At 34.2% G+C, this 16,175-nt stretch carries 10 protein-coding genes and 1 other annotated feature; all 10 genes read left to right on the top strand.

Annotation, left to right across the window (positions count from 1 at the left end; genetic code table 11):
- Positions 1-22: 22 nt before the first annotated feature.
- Positions 23-1,405: a UDP-N-acetylmuramoyl-tripeptide--D-alanyl-D-alanine ligase gene (locus F8162_RS23950; RefSeq protein WP_151630609.1), complete on the top strand. Its 1,383-nt coding sequence runs from the start codon at positions 23-25 to the stop codon at positions 1,403-1,405.
- Positions 1,406-1,471: 66 nt separating this feature from the next.
- Positions 1,472-1,683: a binding site (T-box leader), on the top strand.
- 105 nt (positions 1,684-1,788) lie between these two features.
- Positions 1,789-3,087 (top strand): aspartate--tRNA(Asn) ligase, encoded by a 1,299-nt coding sequence (gene aspS, locus F8162_RS23945; protein ID WP_151630608.1) that lies wholly within the window; start codon positions 1,789-1,791, stop codon positions 3,085-3,087.
- A gap of 196 nt (positions 3,088-3,283) precedes the next feature.
- Positions 3,284-4,048: a vWA domain-containing protein gene (locus F8162_RS23940; protein ID WP_151630607.1), complete on the top strand. Its 765-nt coding sequence runs from the start codon at positions 3,284-3,286 to the stop codon at positions 4,046-4,048.
- 9 nt (positions 4,049-4,057) lie between these two features.
- Positions 4,058-4,831 (top strand): hypothetical protein, encoded by a 774-nt coding sequence (locus F8162_RS23935; RefSeq protein ID WP_151630606.1) that lies wholly within the window; start codon positions 4,058-4,060, stop codon positions 4,829-4,831.
- A gap of 29 nt (positions 4,832-4,860) precedes the next feature.
- Complete coding sequence (locus F8162_RS23930; protein ID WP_064473937.1) at positions 4,861-5,223, top strand: hypothetical protein; 363 nt, start codon at positions 4,861-4,863, stop codon at positions 5,221-5,223.
- Between the two features lie 31 nt (positions 5,224-5,254).
- A complete protein-coding gene (gene essC / locus F8162_RS23925) occupies positions 5,255-9,262 on the top strand; it encodes a type VII secretion protein EssC (RefSeq protein WP_151630605.1) in 4,008 nt (1,335 codons plus the stop codon).
- 127 nt (positions 9,263-9,389) lie between these two features.
- A complete protein-coding gene (locus tag F8162_RS23920) occupies positions 9,390-9,662 on the top strand; it encodes a WXG100 family type VII secretion target (protein WP_000136048.1) in 273 nt (90 codons plus the stop codon).
- A gap of 83 nt (positions 9,663-9,745) precedes the next feature.
- Positions 9,746-12,421 carry a tetratricopeptide repeat protein gene (locus F8162_RS23915; RefSeq protein WP_151630604.1) on the top strand — a complete coding sequence of 892 codons (2,676 nt, stop codon included), beginning with the start codon at positions 9,746-9,748 and terminating at the stop codon, positions 12,419-12,421.
- Between the two features lie 23 nt (positions 12,422-12,444).
- Positions 12,445-15,210 carry a hypothetical protein gene (locus tag F8162_RS23910; RefSeq protein ID WP_151630603.1) on the top strand — a complete coding sequence of 922 codons (2,766 nt, stop codon included), beginning with the start codon at positions 12,445-12,447 and terminating at the stop codon, positions 15,208-15,210.
- Between the two features lie 164 nt (positions 15,211-15,374).
- Entirely contained in the window at positions 15,375-16,130 is a 756-nt protein-coding gene (locus F8162_RS23905; RefSeq protein ID WP_151630602.1) for a DUF975 family protein, read from the top strand.
- The last annotated feature ends 45 nt before the right edge of the window (positions 16,131-16,175 follow it).

Here is a 16,175-nt window from a genome sequence, read left to right as displayed (position 1 = left end):
AACACAATTTTTATGTAATAAAATGGAAAAAGGTGATGATTTGATTCAAATGAATTTAAAAAAACTTGAAGAGGTAGTAGATGGAGAAGGATTACGAGAATCGTTTCACAATATGGAGATACAAGGTATCTGTATTGACTCCAAGAAAATTAAGAAAGGGAATTTGTTTGTCCCAATTATTAGAGTGAAAGATGGACATGATTATGTGAAAGAGGCAATGGATAATGGAGCTGTCGCTTCTTTATGGAAAAAGTCTTACGGCACTCCGCCAAAAGGGGTAGCAATTATATTTGTAGATGACACTTTGTTTGCTTTGCAACAATTGGCACAATTTTATCGAAAAGAGCTAAATGTAAAAGTAATCGGAATTACTGGTAGTAATGGTAAGACAACAGTAAAAGATATAATAAACACAATTTTAAATACAACTTATCGTGTGCATAAAACAAAGGGCAATTTTAATAGTCAAATCGGTTTGCCGTTAACAATTTTAGAAATGGAAAGAGATACAGAGTTTTTAATACTTGAAATGGGGATGAGTGAAAAAGGACAAATTCGAAACTTATCAAAAATAGCACAGCCAGATGTAGCAATCATTACAATGATCGGCCAATCTCACTTAGAAAAGCTTGGATCAAAAGAAGAAATTGCGAAGGCTAAATTAGAAATTATTGACGGTTTAATAGGAAATAGTTTGTTTTTATATAATGGTGATGAACCATTGCTTTTGAAAAATAAGAATCTATTGAGTATAAATTGTAAGACATTTGGTGAAACGTATACAAATGATTTGTTTCCAACAAACGTGCAATTAGATGAATATGGTGTTCATTTTAAAGTAAATGATTCAAATATACAGTACGATGTCCCCTTACACGGAAAGCATAATATATTAAATACGATCGTTGGAATCGCTGTAGGTCAATTTTACAATGTTCCTACATTAAAAATACAGGAGGCATTGCGGCAAGTTGATATTACTCATATGCGCTTTCAATTTATAACTGCTAAAACAGGTTTTACGATTATTAACGATGCATGGAATGCCAGTCCTTCTTCAATGAAGGCTGCAATTGAAACGTTACAGGAATTAAATGCCTATGAGAAAAAAATGATAGTAATTGGGGATATGTTGGAGTTAGGTAAGAATGCTGAAACATATCATAGAGAAATTGGTAAAATGCTAAATAAAGAGAGCATTCAATATGTATTCACGTTTGGAGAGTTAGCTGAAATTGTAGCGGAAGAAGCGAGAAAGAAATATGATACAGGAAAAGTACAGTCATTTAATAATAAAGCAAAAATAGCAGAGGAAGTATTAAAAGTTATAACGAAAAAGGATGTTGTATTACTAAAAGGCTCGCGTGGAATGGCTTTAGAGGAGATTGTACAAAAGTGGATGTGAAAAATCAAAATATATGTAAAAAGGCTTGCGTTTTATAAAACAAAGAGATAGAATACTCTGTAAATATAAAAAGTGATGATCAGGAAAAGTACATGATGCAAAGGTCTACAGAGAGCAATCGGTTGCTGAGAAGATTGCGATACCGCATGATGGAAGGACACCTGTGAGTGTTGCTTTGAACGTGATAATTAGTAAAAGCAAACGGTACCTACCGTTATCAGGGCTAAGATGGTCATTATGACAATTTGGGTGGTACCGCGGAAAAATCCGTCCCTATTTATAGGGGCGGATTTTTGTATTCTTTGAAAGGAGGTGAGTGACCGTGGATGATGACGATGACAACAATAACGTAAATAAATATAAAATTACTGGAGGGAAATATAATGGTTTCAATAATGAAGCGTTCACTCACAAAAGAATGTACAGGGCAAAGCGGAAAGGTTGTATTACTGCAAGGATGGGTAAAAAAGATTCGTCATCTAGGTAATGTTAGTTTTTTATTAATAAGAGATCGATCGGGAGTTATGCAATGTGTATTAGAAAATGAGTTAGCTGGATATAAGGTAGATGTGGAAAGTGTTGTTCAAGTAGTAGGTCAAATAGTAGAGACTTCGAAAACAGAATTAGGGGTTGAAGTGCTTGCTCACGAAGTGAAAATATTAAATGGCGCAGAACCACTTCCGTTTGAAATAAATAAAAAGAAGTTACAAGTTGGTTTAGATCAACTACTGAATGAGCGGGTATTATCATTAAGACATGAGCGAACCGCGGTGATATTTAAAGTGAAATCTACACTCGTTCAGAGCTTTAGTGAATTTCTTATAGAGAAAGATTTCACACGTATATTTACTCCGAAAATTGTTTCGCAAGGGGCAGAAGGAGGAGCGAATGTTTTTAAACTTCCATACTTTCAAAAAGAAGCTTATTTAGCACAATCACCACAGTTTTATAAACAAATGATGGTAGCTGGAGGGTTAGAACGTGTTTTTGAAGTTGCTCCTGTTTACAGAGCGGAGCATCATAATTCTTCCCGTCATTTGAATGAATATATATCGTTAGACGTAGAACTTGGATTTATTCATGATTTTTATGAAGTGATGCAATTAGAAACGGATGTTTTACGATATATGTTTCAACAAGTAGCAAAAAACTGTGAAAAAGAACTACAACTTTTACAAATAGAAGTACCTGTTATTACAGAAATACCTAAAATCACATTGTTAGAGGCGCAAGAAATTTTGAAAAATAAGTACCGGAAAGAATCGCCAATTGGGGATTTAGATACAGAAGGTGAAAAGTTACTAGGAAAATACGTGAAGGAAACATATAAGAGTGAGTTAGTTTTCATTACGCATTATCCGAAAGAAGCTAGGCCGATGTATACGATGCCGAATAAAGAGAATTCATCTATTACTGATTCATTCGACTTATTATATAAGGGATTAGAAATAACATCAGGGGCACAACGAATTCATAATTATGATATATTACTTGCTTCTTTTAAAGAAAAAGGGTTACATCCAGATGAATTTCAATCTTATTTAAATACATTCCGATACGGTTGTCCCCCGCATGGTGGTTTTGGAATTGGATTAGAGAGAGTTGTATACAAACTATTAGAATTAAAAAATGTACGAGAGGCGAGTGCTTTTCCGAGAGATTGTACACGTCTTATACCGTAATAATACACCCCTTCTATAGTATAGAAGGGGTGTATTATTTTCAACATATGTTAAAAGGAATAAATTTTTTGTGTGAAAATATGTAAATTATATTAAGAACATTTTATAATGAATTGAGAAAAAGAAAATTCATAAGTTATAATGAAATATGAATATAAAAAAAGTTCATATAATAATGTATGGAAGGGTATGAAACATGTTATATCAAACTCAAGCAACACAGCAAACACCAGCTTATATAATTTATCTTCTTGATGTAAGCGCATCAATGAACCAAATGATGGATGCAGGCGGAGAAGAAAAAAGAAGAATTGATATTGTAACGGATGCTCTTTCTTTAGCGATTCGCCAAATGGTATTTCGTTCAACAAAAGGTAGTCGCTTGCTTCCGAGATATAAGTTATCTATTTTAGCCTATAGCGATCATGTTTTTGATTTATTGGGCGGTGTGAAAACAATAGACGAGGTAGCAAGACTTCGCCCACTAGAAAAAATCCAAACGCATCGTTTAACTGATACAGCAAAAGCTTTCTCTGTAGTGGAGAAGTTATTGCAAAAGGAACTACCAAATTTACAAGACGGGCCAGCTCCTATTGTCTGTCATATGACAGATGGGGCATCAACTGGTGAAGATCCAGAATTAATTGTACGAAGAATTATGAATATGTCTGTACCTGATGGAAACGTACTAATTGAAAACATTTTTATTTCAGATGAAATTATGCAAGACCAAATTTCTAATATAAAGAAGTGGGAAGGAATTATGCCAAATACAGAGATTACAGATGAATATGGTGCAAAGTTGCAAAGACTTTCATCGCCTATCCCTCAAAGCTATCGTGAGATGATGATGGAACATGGGTTTCATATTGCAGATGGTGCTGTGATGATGTTTCCTGGGACGAATGCGGACTTAGTATCACTTGGATTTCAAATGTCTGCTGCAACGCCGGTTCGATAGGAGAGAAGTATGATGAAATATATTCTATCTCAAGAGAAAGAAACGGTATTGCAAGAAGAGGAAACTAAACATTTTACTTATCGATATAGCTATGTAAGAGCAAAAGAAACGCAGGATTTAAGCGAGAGTGGACAAGACTTTCTAGTATTTCTAGATAATGGAACTAGTTTCATATTTGCGTTATGTGATGGTGTAGGGCTGTCTTTTCATGGTGAAATTGCTGCAAAATTTCTTGGTATGAAGTTAGTAAACTTGTTTGAAACATGTCAAGAAAGTGGACTGGATATTGCTACATTATTAAATGAACAGTTAAAAAATTGGATAGAAGAAGCTTCAGAGGAAGTGAGTGCATTTCGATTGCCAGAAGAAACACCGTGGTTACTACGCGATGTTTTGGAAGAAAAGCGAAAACAAGGTAGTGAAACGATGTTTATTGGAGGGAAAATAGAACGCATTCCAAATCAAGATAAAGCAAATATAACGATAGTTACACATGGCGATTCATTTGTACAATTGTTTCAAGATAAGGAGAATTGTTCGAATGTAATGAAGTTTAAGAGAAATATAGAGAAAAGATGGTCTACACAGCGAGGCATTATTGGTGGGGAATTGGCGGTTTTTTCAAAGACATTATCAAGACAAGAAGCTAATCGGATAGTTATTCACTCAGACGGACTTGTACCGCTTAAGCAGTATAACTTTGAGGAAGTGTTAAAAGAAATTGAGAGGGCACAGAACTCTCCGACAAGCGATGATATTTCATTTTTAGATGTTTCTTGGTAACAAACATGATGGAAAAAAGGTGAATAAACGTGGAAGAGATTATTGTGACATACATAAAACAGTCAAATGAAGAAATTGATATTGCAATTCCAAATGACGTGAAAGCGGTACAAATTATTGAAGCAATTTTACATCATGAAAAAATAGATGAAGCATTAAGCGGGATTTATGAAATTAGAGTGGCAAAAGATAAAGAAGAATGGCATTCTATTCGAAATGATGAAACGTTGCGCGATAATGATGTGTGGGATGGACAATATGTAATACTACATAAAAAAGGGACAATTATCCCTTCTTTTGAAATGATGCCGGCAGAAGAAGTTTATAATGAACCTGTTAAACAAGGTATGTCTTCTAGTGAAGAAGATTATGTATGGAAAATCATTGAGTAATAGTTTTTGGATGGGGAAGGAGAAATGTTTTGTGCAAAAATCACCGTATTTTCAACGCTCTCCGCGTGTGAAAGTAGATATACCGACAGGGGATGTTATTATTCATGATCCACCAAATATACCAGAGGAGCCGAAATTTTCAATTGAAACAATGTTACTGCCTGCAATGATGACGGTTTTAACATTGGTATTATATTTTGTAATGATGAAATTTATGAAGATGAATGCAAGTTATATGCCATTAATGATGGTTTCAAGTATTCCGATGTTGGGATCATATATAATTACAACGATGGGGCATTTCCGTAAAAAGAAAGAACATCGTCAAATGGTTGAACAATTACAAACAAGGTACTTAGAGCAAATTCAAAAGCATCGAGTGGAATTAGATACGTTAAAGGTTGAACAAGCAAAATATTTAATTACACAAAACCCAAGCCCATTAAAAAGTGTACAAAGAATTGAAAATCGGGAAAGTAATTTATGGGAGCGTACACCTGAAAGTCCAGACTTTTTAGATATTCGTATTGGTACAGGAGAAAGACCATTCCTTGTAGAATTGAAGGTGCCTGAGCAGAAAGGTTATGAAGAAAATCCATTAGTTACAGAAGCGCAAAATGTGAAAAGGGATTTCAATACGATACCAAATGGACACATTTCAATTTCTTTGAAAAAAAACGATGTAATTGGTGTAGTTGGAAATAAAGAAGATAGACTAAACTTTATTCGAATTGTAACGACACAAATTATGACGCATCATGCACCAAATGAAGTGAAAATAGCAGCATTTTATCATGAAAAGGAAAAAAAACAATGGGATTGGATGAGGTGGCTTCCTCACGTATGGGATGAACAGAGAAGTATGCGCTTTTTATCTGAAAATCAACAAGATGCACAGAAACTAGCAGAAGTATTATTTACTCCACTTAATATGCGCAGAATATATAATTCTTCTGCGCAAGCGGATGCAAAAGTTCCTTTAATTCCGATGTATGTCTTTTTCTTATCAGCGAGAGAATTTTTAGAGGATGATCCTTTAACTCCAATGTTACTTAGAGAAGGTGAAAGTGTAGGAGCTTCTACATTTATTTTTGCAGAACAAAGGGAAAGGTTACCGATGGAATGTGATCTTGTAATAAGCTTAAATGGAGAAAATGGAGAGTTAGTAGAAACGTTTTCAAGTTCAGCTGAAAACAATGGAACAACGCGTGCGAGTTTTAAAGTAGATCGACTTTCATTCGAACGATGTGAGCTAGGAGCGCGAAACATTGCTCCAATTCGAATGAAAAGTTCTACAGCAGCCAACATTCCGAAAGTATTAACATTTTTAGATTTGTTTCAAGCTAAAAACATGGAAGAGTTACAAGTGCTAGAGAGATGGAAAGAAAATCGGTATCCGACTTCATTACCGGTTCCAATTGGTGTAAGAGAAGGAAGTAAACCTGTTTTTCTAAATATTCACGATAAAATAGAGAAAAAAGGGCATGGCCCGCACGGTCTAATGGCTGGTACAACTGGATCAGGAAAAAGTGAAGTGATTCAGTCTATAATAGCCGCGTTAGCGGCAACCTATCATCCTCATGAGATGGCATTTATGCTTATCGACTATAAAGGTGGTGGAATGTCAAACACATTTGCGGGATTACCGCATATTATTGCATCTATTACGAACTTAGAAGATCCAAACTTAATTGAGCGTGCCAGAATTTCATTAAAGGCAGAATTAGAGCGGAGACAAAAATTATTCATTCAGGCTGGAAATGTTCAGCATCTAGATGAATATTATGAAACAAGCTGGCGTGAAAAAGAACCTTTACCACATTTATTTATTGTTATTGATGAGTTTGCTCAAATGAAAAAGGAACAACCAGACTTTATGGACGAGCTAATTAGTGTCGCTGCAATAGGAAGAACGTTAGGAGTTCATTTATTATTAGCAACTCAAAAACCTTCAGGGGTTGTAAATGACAAGATTTGGAGTAACTCGCGTTTTCGAATTTGTTTACGTGTACAAGATGATGCGGATAGTCGTGAAATGTTAAAGATTCCAGATGCATCTAAAATTAATGTACCAGGACGAGGGTATCTCCAAGTTGGTAGCAATGAAGTATTGGAATTATTCCAGTCTGCATGGAGTGGAGCACCTTATAATCCAGATGAAGAGAAAGTTCTTGATATTGTTGATTTTACAGAAGTTAAGCTCTCGGGTGAAAGAATAAAAGTGAAAAAGCGTCCAAAACCAATGACAAATAGTCCGAAACAACTACAAGCTTTTATTCAATATGTACAGAGCGTATCAGAAAAAGAAAATATTAAAGCATTACCAGGACCTTGGCTGGATCCATTACCAGAAAAATTATTGTTAAAAGAATTTTATGCTATGGAAGATTGGACAATTGCTGAGTGGAATAAATCAAAAGAATATTTACAAGTAACAGTAGGATTAATTGATGATGTTGCAAATCAAGCGCAATTTCCGCTGAAGTTAGATTTACAAGAAGGACACTTAAATATTTATGGTATGCCAGGAACAGGAAAAACAACGATGTTACAAACAATTATTATGTCTCTAGCAGTATCTCATACACCAGAAGAAGTGAATTTTTATATTATTGATTTTGGTCGTATGTTCTTAGATTTTAGAGATTTACCTCATGTAGGCGGGGTTGTACAAGAGGACGAAAATGAAAAAATGAAACGTCTATTCGGATTTTTAAAGAAGGAAATCACGTATAGAAAAGAGAGTTTTTCTAATATCGGTGCAAAGTCATTCTCTATGTATAATCGAATGGTTGCAAAGAAAATTCCTGCTATCGTTGTAATGGTAGATGGTTATATAAGATTTAAAAATGAATTCGAAAAAGAGAATGAAGTATTAGAAATGTTATTACGCGAATCAAGCACATATGGCGTGTACTTCTATTTCTCACTTAATCAAACAATTGATATGTTTGATCGTGTTCGTAATAATATACCGATGGCAATTACATTTGAATTGCAAGATAGAGCTGAATATCCTAGTTTAGTTGGTAGACCGAATTTCCCGTTAATTGAAGTTCCTACTGGCCGTGGGTTAATGAAAGGACAACCACCTGAATTGTTCCAAGCAGCACTGCCGTTTATAGGTGAAAGTGAATTAGAATACTCACAGCAATTAAAAACGATTATTCAAAAAATGGGCAGTGAATGGAATGGTGAAAAAGCAAAAGAGATTCCAATGGTTCCTAAAGAAATATTTGTAGAAGATATAGTTGAGCAATTAGAACCAACTCAAATTTCTGCAGGAGTTGAAACAGACGATATCCGTTTGCAAAATTTTTCATTGGACGAAATGAATCATATATTTATTGGTGGAAGAATAGAAGGCGGGAAAACATCATTATTACAAACACTTCTTTTCACTACTACATACCAGTACTCTCCAGAAAAGATTGAGCTATACTTAGTAGACCTTGGTGAAAGACCTACTGGCATATTAGCTCTTGGAGATTTACCTCATGTGAAGAAGAGAGTTACAGATGATATGCAATTAAAAGAAATGTTAGATGAATTGTTAGAGCTAATAAATAATAGAGAAGCAGTAGTACCTTCTATAGATCCAAACATAACAGTGGAGTTTCCATATAAGAAAATAATCATTGCAATTGATGATATTGATCAAATGTTAACGGTATTATCAACTGATTATGAGGCGAAAAATAAAATGGAACTAATAGTTCAAAATTGTAAAAATAAAGGGGTTCATTTTTTAACGGCGGCTACAACATCTAGTGTAAATAGCTTTTCACATGAAAAATGGTTTGGAGAAATTAGAAAGAGAAGTATAGGTTATTTATTAGGAACGACCCACAATAACGATGTATATTTCTTTAATATGAAACTTCCACATGCTGAAATCGATCAAGAATTATTAAGTGGGGATGGATATTGCATACGTAGAAAGCCAATAAAAATAAAATGTGCATATACACCATTACATTTACTTCGCACGATGACAGACAAAATTAGTGTGAAATGGTCTGAATTAAAAGTGAAATAATATTAAAATAGGGTTAAATTACTATAAAATAGAATTTTTTTGTAATTTAACTCTTTTAAAATTGTATGAATATAGTTTATAATCTAATTGTTGTATCATTTATGGTTTGAAAGGGGAAATTAATAAAATGACAGAAATTAAAATTAGACCAGAAGACCTTGAAAGAATTTCTAATAACTTTAATAACGCAGCTGCGGAAGCACAAAGTCAAGTTAATAGACTTGAAGGCGATATTAAAAGCTTAGATGGACAATGGGCTGGGTCAACACAAGCAAAATTCAGAGGGGAATTTGAAAATTCTAAACAAAAAATGCAACAATACATTCCTATTTTAGAAGGAATTTCGAGAGACCTAAAACGTATTGCTGAGAAATTCCGTAGTACAGATAACACATACTAAGAATAGAACAATTGCAAAAGACCAGGAGCTATTGTTCCTGGTCTTTTGTATGAAAAATTGTCATATGAGAGTAAGGGGATAAAATGGGATTCCGACCGGAAGTAGGAGAAGAGATTAGTCTTAATAAAGATGTTTATCGGTTTGAGAAACATCCAGCAGTAGTTGGGATTGAAATGCCATATGGGCAAGAAGGTAGACAAGGAACAGTCTATCAACTACAACATGAAAATGGTATGGAACGAATTGCATTAAAAGTCTTTAAGGAACGCTATCGCGAGGAAAAACATCAACTAGCATTTTTGAAACCACTTTCTTCCTTAGCGGGTCTTAAAGTATGTTCACGCTATATTGTTACTAAAGAAGAACATATATCTGCTATCGAAAAATCAGAAGATCTTGCTAACAGTATTGTAATGCCTTGGATTGAAGGTCCAACTTGGGCTGATATTTTACAAGAGCAACGAATGTTATCAAAAGAACAATGTTTCTTTATTGCAGAAGCATTTCTTACAACACTTAAAATGATGGAAGAAAATGAAGTTGCTCATAATGATTTATCGTCTAGCAACATACTCGTACCTTTCTTAAGTGAAAATCCAATTAAAGGTCAACACTATATCGAACTTGTTGATGTTGAGCAAATGTATGGCCCAAAAACGAAAAGACCTTCGTTATTGCCAGCAGGTTCAGCGGGTTACGCACCGATGTATTTAAAAAGTGGAGTATGGCAAAAAGAAGCCGATCGATTTGCTGGTGCTATTTTATTGGGAGAAATATTGAGTTGGTGTAGTGAAGAAGTTCGAAATAAAAAATGGACGGATGCAAGTTACTTTAAAACGGAAGAAATGCAGACAGAATGTGAAAGGTATACGTTACTTCAGCAAGTATTACATGATGAATGGAACGGGGAAATTGCAAAATTATTTAAGCAGGCATGGAGCAGTAAATCTTTCGCAGAATGCCCAAGCTTTGCACAGTGGTACAATGTATTTAATAGTGCGAGAGAAAGAATAAAAATTGATGCGGAAAGGCAGTCAGCAGAAGAACACTCTCTTTTTGTATCAAAATGTTTGGAAATTGCAAGATTATTAGAAGAGAGAGGATTTAAACAAGCGGCATTATATGAGTATAAAATAATTTTCAATTCACTCAATCCATCAAAAGCTCTACAAAAAGAACTCACATATATCATTCAAACTATGGAGAGTCAAGAGCCTGAAATAAATAATAAAATGGTCCTACAACATTATTTGGAATTAGCTACTGAATTGGAACGAGAAAACAATGCAGCATTTGCTTGTTTCGTCTATTCACGAATCGTACAATTTCCAAACATTGACCAGGCGTTAAAACAGGAAATTGAAAGCATTATTGAAGAGATAAAAGAAGAGCAAGGAACACAGTCGCAGCAAGAAGTAGCAGCTACAATTACAGTGCCAAATAGCATTCTACAGAGCCGAAAACAAACGAAAAAACAAGTGGAATATGATATAGATGATGAAATTTTAAATGCAAAAGCATCGAATCAACCACTTACAGTAGCGCATGAACAAAGTGAACCATCACCTTTTTCTACATGGTGGAAAAAGAATAAAAAACGGATTTTGATTATTGGTTCAACTGTAGTGGTTGTAATAGGTGGTTCGACGTTGTTTTATTTCTACACAACAAACGCTAAATATCAAAAGTTTATGGAACAAGCACGACAAGCTTATGATGATAAAAAATATACAAAAGCTGAAGAAGCTGTTGGACAGGCAATTGCTGTAAAGGGTAAGGACGAGGCTTATCTCCAATTAGCAACGATTTACGTTGCTGAAGGAAAAAATAAAATTGCAATCGATTATATTACAAAACTAATAAAAGATAGAGAAATTGATAAAGAAAATAATGAAGCTGCTTATCTATTGGCTTCAGCGAATTTCCGAATTGGAAAATATCAAGAAGCAGTGCAAAATTTTGAACAAGCGTTAGCGAATAATGCAAAAGGAATTGAACCATACAAAAAAGATGCGATGCGAGATTTAGCTGTAAGTCATATGAAAATGAAAGAATTTGAAAAAGCGGAAGATGTTATTGTCAAAATGAGCACGAAGACAAATGAGGATAAGGCAATTGTTTCTTATTTAAAAGGTCAATTATCAACCGCAACGGTACAGTTAGACAAAGCAGAATCTTTCTTTAAAGAAGCTATTATGCAAGATTCAAAGAATGCCATATATACAATTGAACTTTCAAATTTATATGTGCTTTGGAATAAAACAAATCTAATTGATAGTGCAAAGAAAGAAATAAATTATCAACAAGCATCTCACATTTTACAAGTAGCGATTCAAAAAGATATGAAAAATATTGAGTTGTTAAATCAACTAGGAATTGTGTATTACGAAGCGGGTCAATTTTATGAAACGCGAGATGGTGCAAAGAGTACTGCTGCATATCAGCAAGCGTTAGAAGCTTACAATAGAGTTGTCAGCAGTGGGACACGCGACATAAATACGCTTGTAAATATAGGGATTTTATACGATAAAGTGGGACAAGGGAATGAAGCAGAGAAGCTTTTCACAGAAGCATACTCACAAAACGATGAAAATCCACATGTGAATTTTGCATTCGGGATGTTTAAAATTAAACAGAAAAAATACGAGGAAGCAAGTCGTTTCTTAAGAAAAACAGTGCAAGCAAATGAAAATGAATCCGAAGTGAAAGCTGCGCAAGAAAAACTAACAGAAATGAAAACAAACGGTTGGATTCAATAAAGATAGGAAAAGGGGAAAAGGACATGGAGGAAAACAATAATAACTTAGGGAAAAAAGTCGCTATATCAGTAATGTCAGTAGCTTTATTTGGGACGTCAGGATATCTTGTGTATGACAAAGGCTTTAAGACAGCAGGAAAAGAACAAGTAAAACTAGCAAGTAATACAGAAGAGAAAAAAGATGATCGTATTACAGGGGGCGATTTACAGTCTATGTTCCCCAATTTAGTCGCTGATCCTGCAAAAAAAGATGAAAAACCCGGCGAAAAACCAACTATTAATTTAGCAGACTTAATTGGAAATAATAAATCACCAATTACGCCAGTAACGTATAAACCTGATGAAGTATCGGTGGAAAAGAAAGATCCACAAATCAAATTATCAGATGCACCAACTCCACAAAAATTAGATTTACCAACTAATATGGTTGGACCTGTTGCAGAACCGACGGGGAATTTACCTGAACCGGGAAAAGTGAATGATAATAAACAACAACTTAATGGGCTAGAAGGAGATGGGAAAAAACCAGATACAAATCCAGAGCCAAACCCAAACCCAAACCCAAACCCAAACCCAAACCCAAACCCAAACCCAAACCCAAACCCAAATCCGGGTCCAAACCCAGAACCGAATCCGAATCCGAACCCGAACCCGGGTCCAAATCCAGAGCCAAATCCGGGTCCGAACCCGGGTCCAAATCCAGAGCCAAATCCAAATCCGGGTCCAAATCCAGAACCAAATCCCAAACCAAAGCCAGATCCAGAACCAACACACCCAACAATTACAGTATCGCCAAAAACGGGTGACATTTTAGTTGAGTGGTACGCTGGAAATGGAAAATACTATTCATCTGTTTTCTTTAATGATTTTTATACGAGTCAAAAAGAACTGGATGAAAATGCATTAAATAATTTAACAAACTACTATAGCAAAAAAGAAGACTGGACGCTCGTTAGCCAATTGAATACACCATCAAAATCAAAATCGATAGCTGAACATAAGTTAGCATTAGATAATGTAGAACAAATTCTTACAAGTGGTGAATATTCAAATGAGAGAGCACTATTCTATTTACGTAATCAAATGAATGTACTAAATGAATCGGTTACTACACAAGAAGAATTACAAAGATACTTGAGTGAAAATAAGAAAGATTATATTAAATCTGTAGCAGAAAAAGTTTATCAAACAGCAATAGAAGAAAAAAGAGAGTGGTCAGATACAGGGGATGTAGCATCTTTAGAACAAGCATTAAGTAAATTTTATTTAGTTACATCAGTATTGGAAAGCGTAGATCCTACATTAGTAGAAAAAGCGAATCAAGGTGTAGAAGATATTTTCAACAAGCTATTACAAGAAGAATTACAGAACCTTAATATCCAAACAACAGTAGTGCAGTCTGCAACTGAGACAAAAGAAAAAGCAAGCCCTGTAAAAGAAAATACTAGCAGTAATGAAGGAAAAGCAGTTACAGGAGAAAATGAGGCAACAAGTACAACAACTGAGAAAAACCAAAAAGGTGCTAAGACTGAAGGTACCAAAAATAACGAGAAAACAAATAATATCGATTCAAGTACTCAAAAAGCACAAGTAAAATCTGAACCATTTAGTCAAGAAATCGATCAAATAGAAACATATTTAAATCCAGCGAATCCACAATATGAAAATGCTTTACTATTAGCAAATCAGTATATTGACGGTGCAACAGGAGAACAAAAAGAAAAATTAGAACAGCAATTTAGTGTGGCTGTAGAAGGACTTCGTGGACAAATTAAAGATTCTAATTTCAAAGTCGAAGATGCTATAAATAAAGCGAATTTATTAGCAAATACGACAAAAGTAGAAAAATCCGTTCAAGATGAATCTCATAAGTTATTAATGCCGCTAATGTTTGAAAGAAAAGCAAACGATGCTGCAAATAATGGAGAATATTATACAGCAGTATTAAATATTGCAAATGCAATTCGTACAAAGCACCCATTGGAACGTTCAAGAGAAGAAATGGTTAATTATGCGAATAAATTATGGACAGATACAGAAAATGAATGGAATAAAATGAATGGAACGACAGGATGGCAAAGTGAAGTAGGTAAAACATTATTACCATCATACACATTACTTGCACAGTTAAAAGATATTGATAAAACGATTGGCCAAATTAGTGGTATGAATATGATTGATAATGCATCAAAAAAAATGGAGGGAATTCAACTTGTGCAATTAGCAGGTGATGAAGCAAATAAAGAAGGACAAACGAGCCTTTATAATGCTTTACATTATTATGGTCAAGCAGCTTCACGCGGTGTGGTTGACAAAACAGGATTTTCTAATGTAGCTGGTCTTGTAATTAAAGAAGCAAAACAGTTAGAAAAAACGCAATATAAATCAGCGTTAAACAACTATCAAATTTTATATAAAACACCAGGTATTGAAGAATTAGGAATTAAAGATGGGGTAAAAGCGGCAATTGAGTATTTGAGTACATTTGAAGCTGCAAAGGTAAGCGGGAATAAAGATACGATTGAAGATTTAGCTTCAGCAATTGAATTAACTTACCACTCTATGGAACTAGGATATCCAGAAGCAGATGCAAAAGAATGGATGAATACGGTAGCTCTAAAAATGTTTAATAAAGGTGCAGGATATATGTCTGCAACTGATACGAATAATGCGTATAAATGTTTTGAATTTTTAACTCGTGATAAATATGCAAATGCTATTAATGGAGAAATAACGAAACAAGCAAAAGAGAATGTAGAAAAAATTAAATCTATGAACGTTAAAAAATAATTAGATTTAACATTCGCCATCTTACTTTACGTAAGATGGCGAAATTATTTCGCATAAGGAGTAAATATTAATGAGTTTAGTAGAAATTTGAATTTTACTAAACTCATTAATTATTCATTAAAGCCACACTATGCATAATACAGAATTTGAAAGGTGGAAAAAAGATGATTAGCAATTTAAAAAGGGAAGCATTAGCCTCATTGAAAGGCCGATGGGGATTAGGGGTAGGTTCAACGTTTCTTAATTATCTCATCCCCGTAGCAAGTATGTATATCATTGGTATAGTAGTATTTCTAATTTTTGGTTTGTTTATAGATATTATAGGACCTGAGAACTTTGTATATTATTCATATGGTGAACCTCAAATTAATTTTGGATTGATTTTATCTCAAATTATTGTATGGGCTATTATTTTTATTCTTTATATTGTTGTACAAAGTGTTATGAGTTACGGCTATTATACAATCACATTACGTTTAGCGAAAAATGAATCTACCACAATAGGTGATCTATTTGCTGGTTTCAATTCAAATAATATATTTAGAGCTATGAAATTAGGTATCTTACAAACAATATTTATTAGCTTATGGAGTCTTTTGTTCATTGTTCCAGGTATTATTAAATTTTTCTCTTATTCTATGGCTTACTACATTATGTTAGAGGATCCAGAATGTACAGCAAGTGAAGCAATTAAAAAAAGTAAAATGATGATGAAAGGACATAAGTTAGATTTATTTATCACTTGGTTAAGTTTCATTGGTTGGTTTATTTTAGGTTCATTGGTGGGAATATTCACACTAAATCTCCCATATCTTTGGATTTCGCCATATTATACTACTACAGTATCGCATTTCTACCTAAATCTAGTAAATAGAACTAATAATACAAATGAAGTACCAGTTATCAATATTCAAAAATAACGGATTTAACATTCGCCATCTTACTTTAAGTAAGGTGGCGAAGTT

It is taken from the genome of Bacillus sp. CH140a_4T (assembly GCF_008923725.1).
Taxonomy (GTDB): domain Bacteria; phylum Bacillota; class Bacilli; order Bacillales; family Bacillaceae_G; genus Bacillus_A.
Note: the sequence above shows the minus strand (reverse complement) of the source record. Positions and strands in the feature narration are given on the sequence as shown.

Bases quoted from the DNA above. Each gene is read 5' to 3' on its own strand.
- F8162_RS23920 (WP_000136048.1), top strand. From the start codon at position 9,390: ATGACAGAAATTAAAATTAGACCAGAAGACCTTGAAAGAATTTCTAAT.
- F8162_RS23950 (WP_151630609.1), top strand. From the start codon at position 23: ATGGAAAAAGGTGATGATTTGATTCAAATGAATTTAAAAAAACTTGAA.
- F8162_RS23905 (WP_151630602.1), top strand. From the start codon at position 15,375: ATGATTAGCAATTTAAAAAGGGAAGCATTAGCCTCATTGAAAGGCCGA.
- aspS (WP_151630608.1), top strand. From the start codon at position 1,789: ATGGTTTCAATAATGAAGCGTTCACTCACAAAAGAATGTACAGGGCAA.
- F8162_RS23935 (WP_151630606.1), top strand. From the start codon at position 4,058: ATGATGAAATATATTCTATCTCAAGAGAAAGAAACGGTATTGCAAGAA.
- F8162_RS23940 (WP_151630607.1), top strand. From the start codon at position 3,284: ATGTTATATCAAACTCAAGCAACACAGCAAACACCAGCTTATATAATT.
- F8162_RS23915 (WP_151630604.1), top strand. From the start codon at position 9,746: ATGGGATTCCGACCGGAAGTAGGAGAAGAGATTAGTCTTAATAAAGAT.
- F8162_RS23910 (WP_151630603.1), top strand. From the start codon at position 12,445: ATGGAGGAAAACAATAATAACTTAGGGAAAAAAGTCGCTATATCAGTA.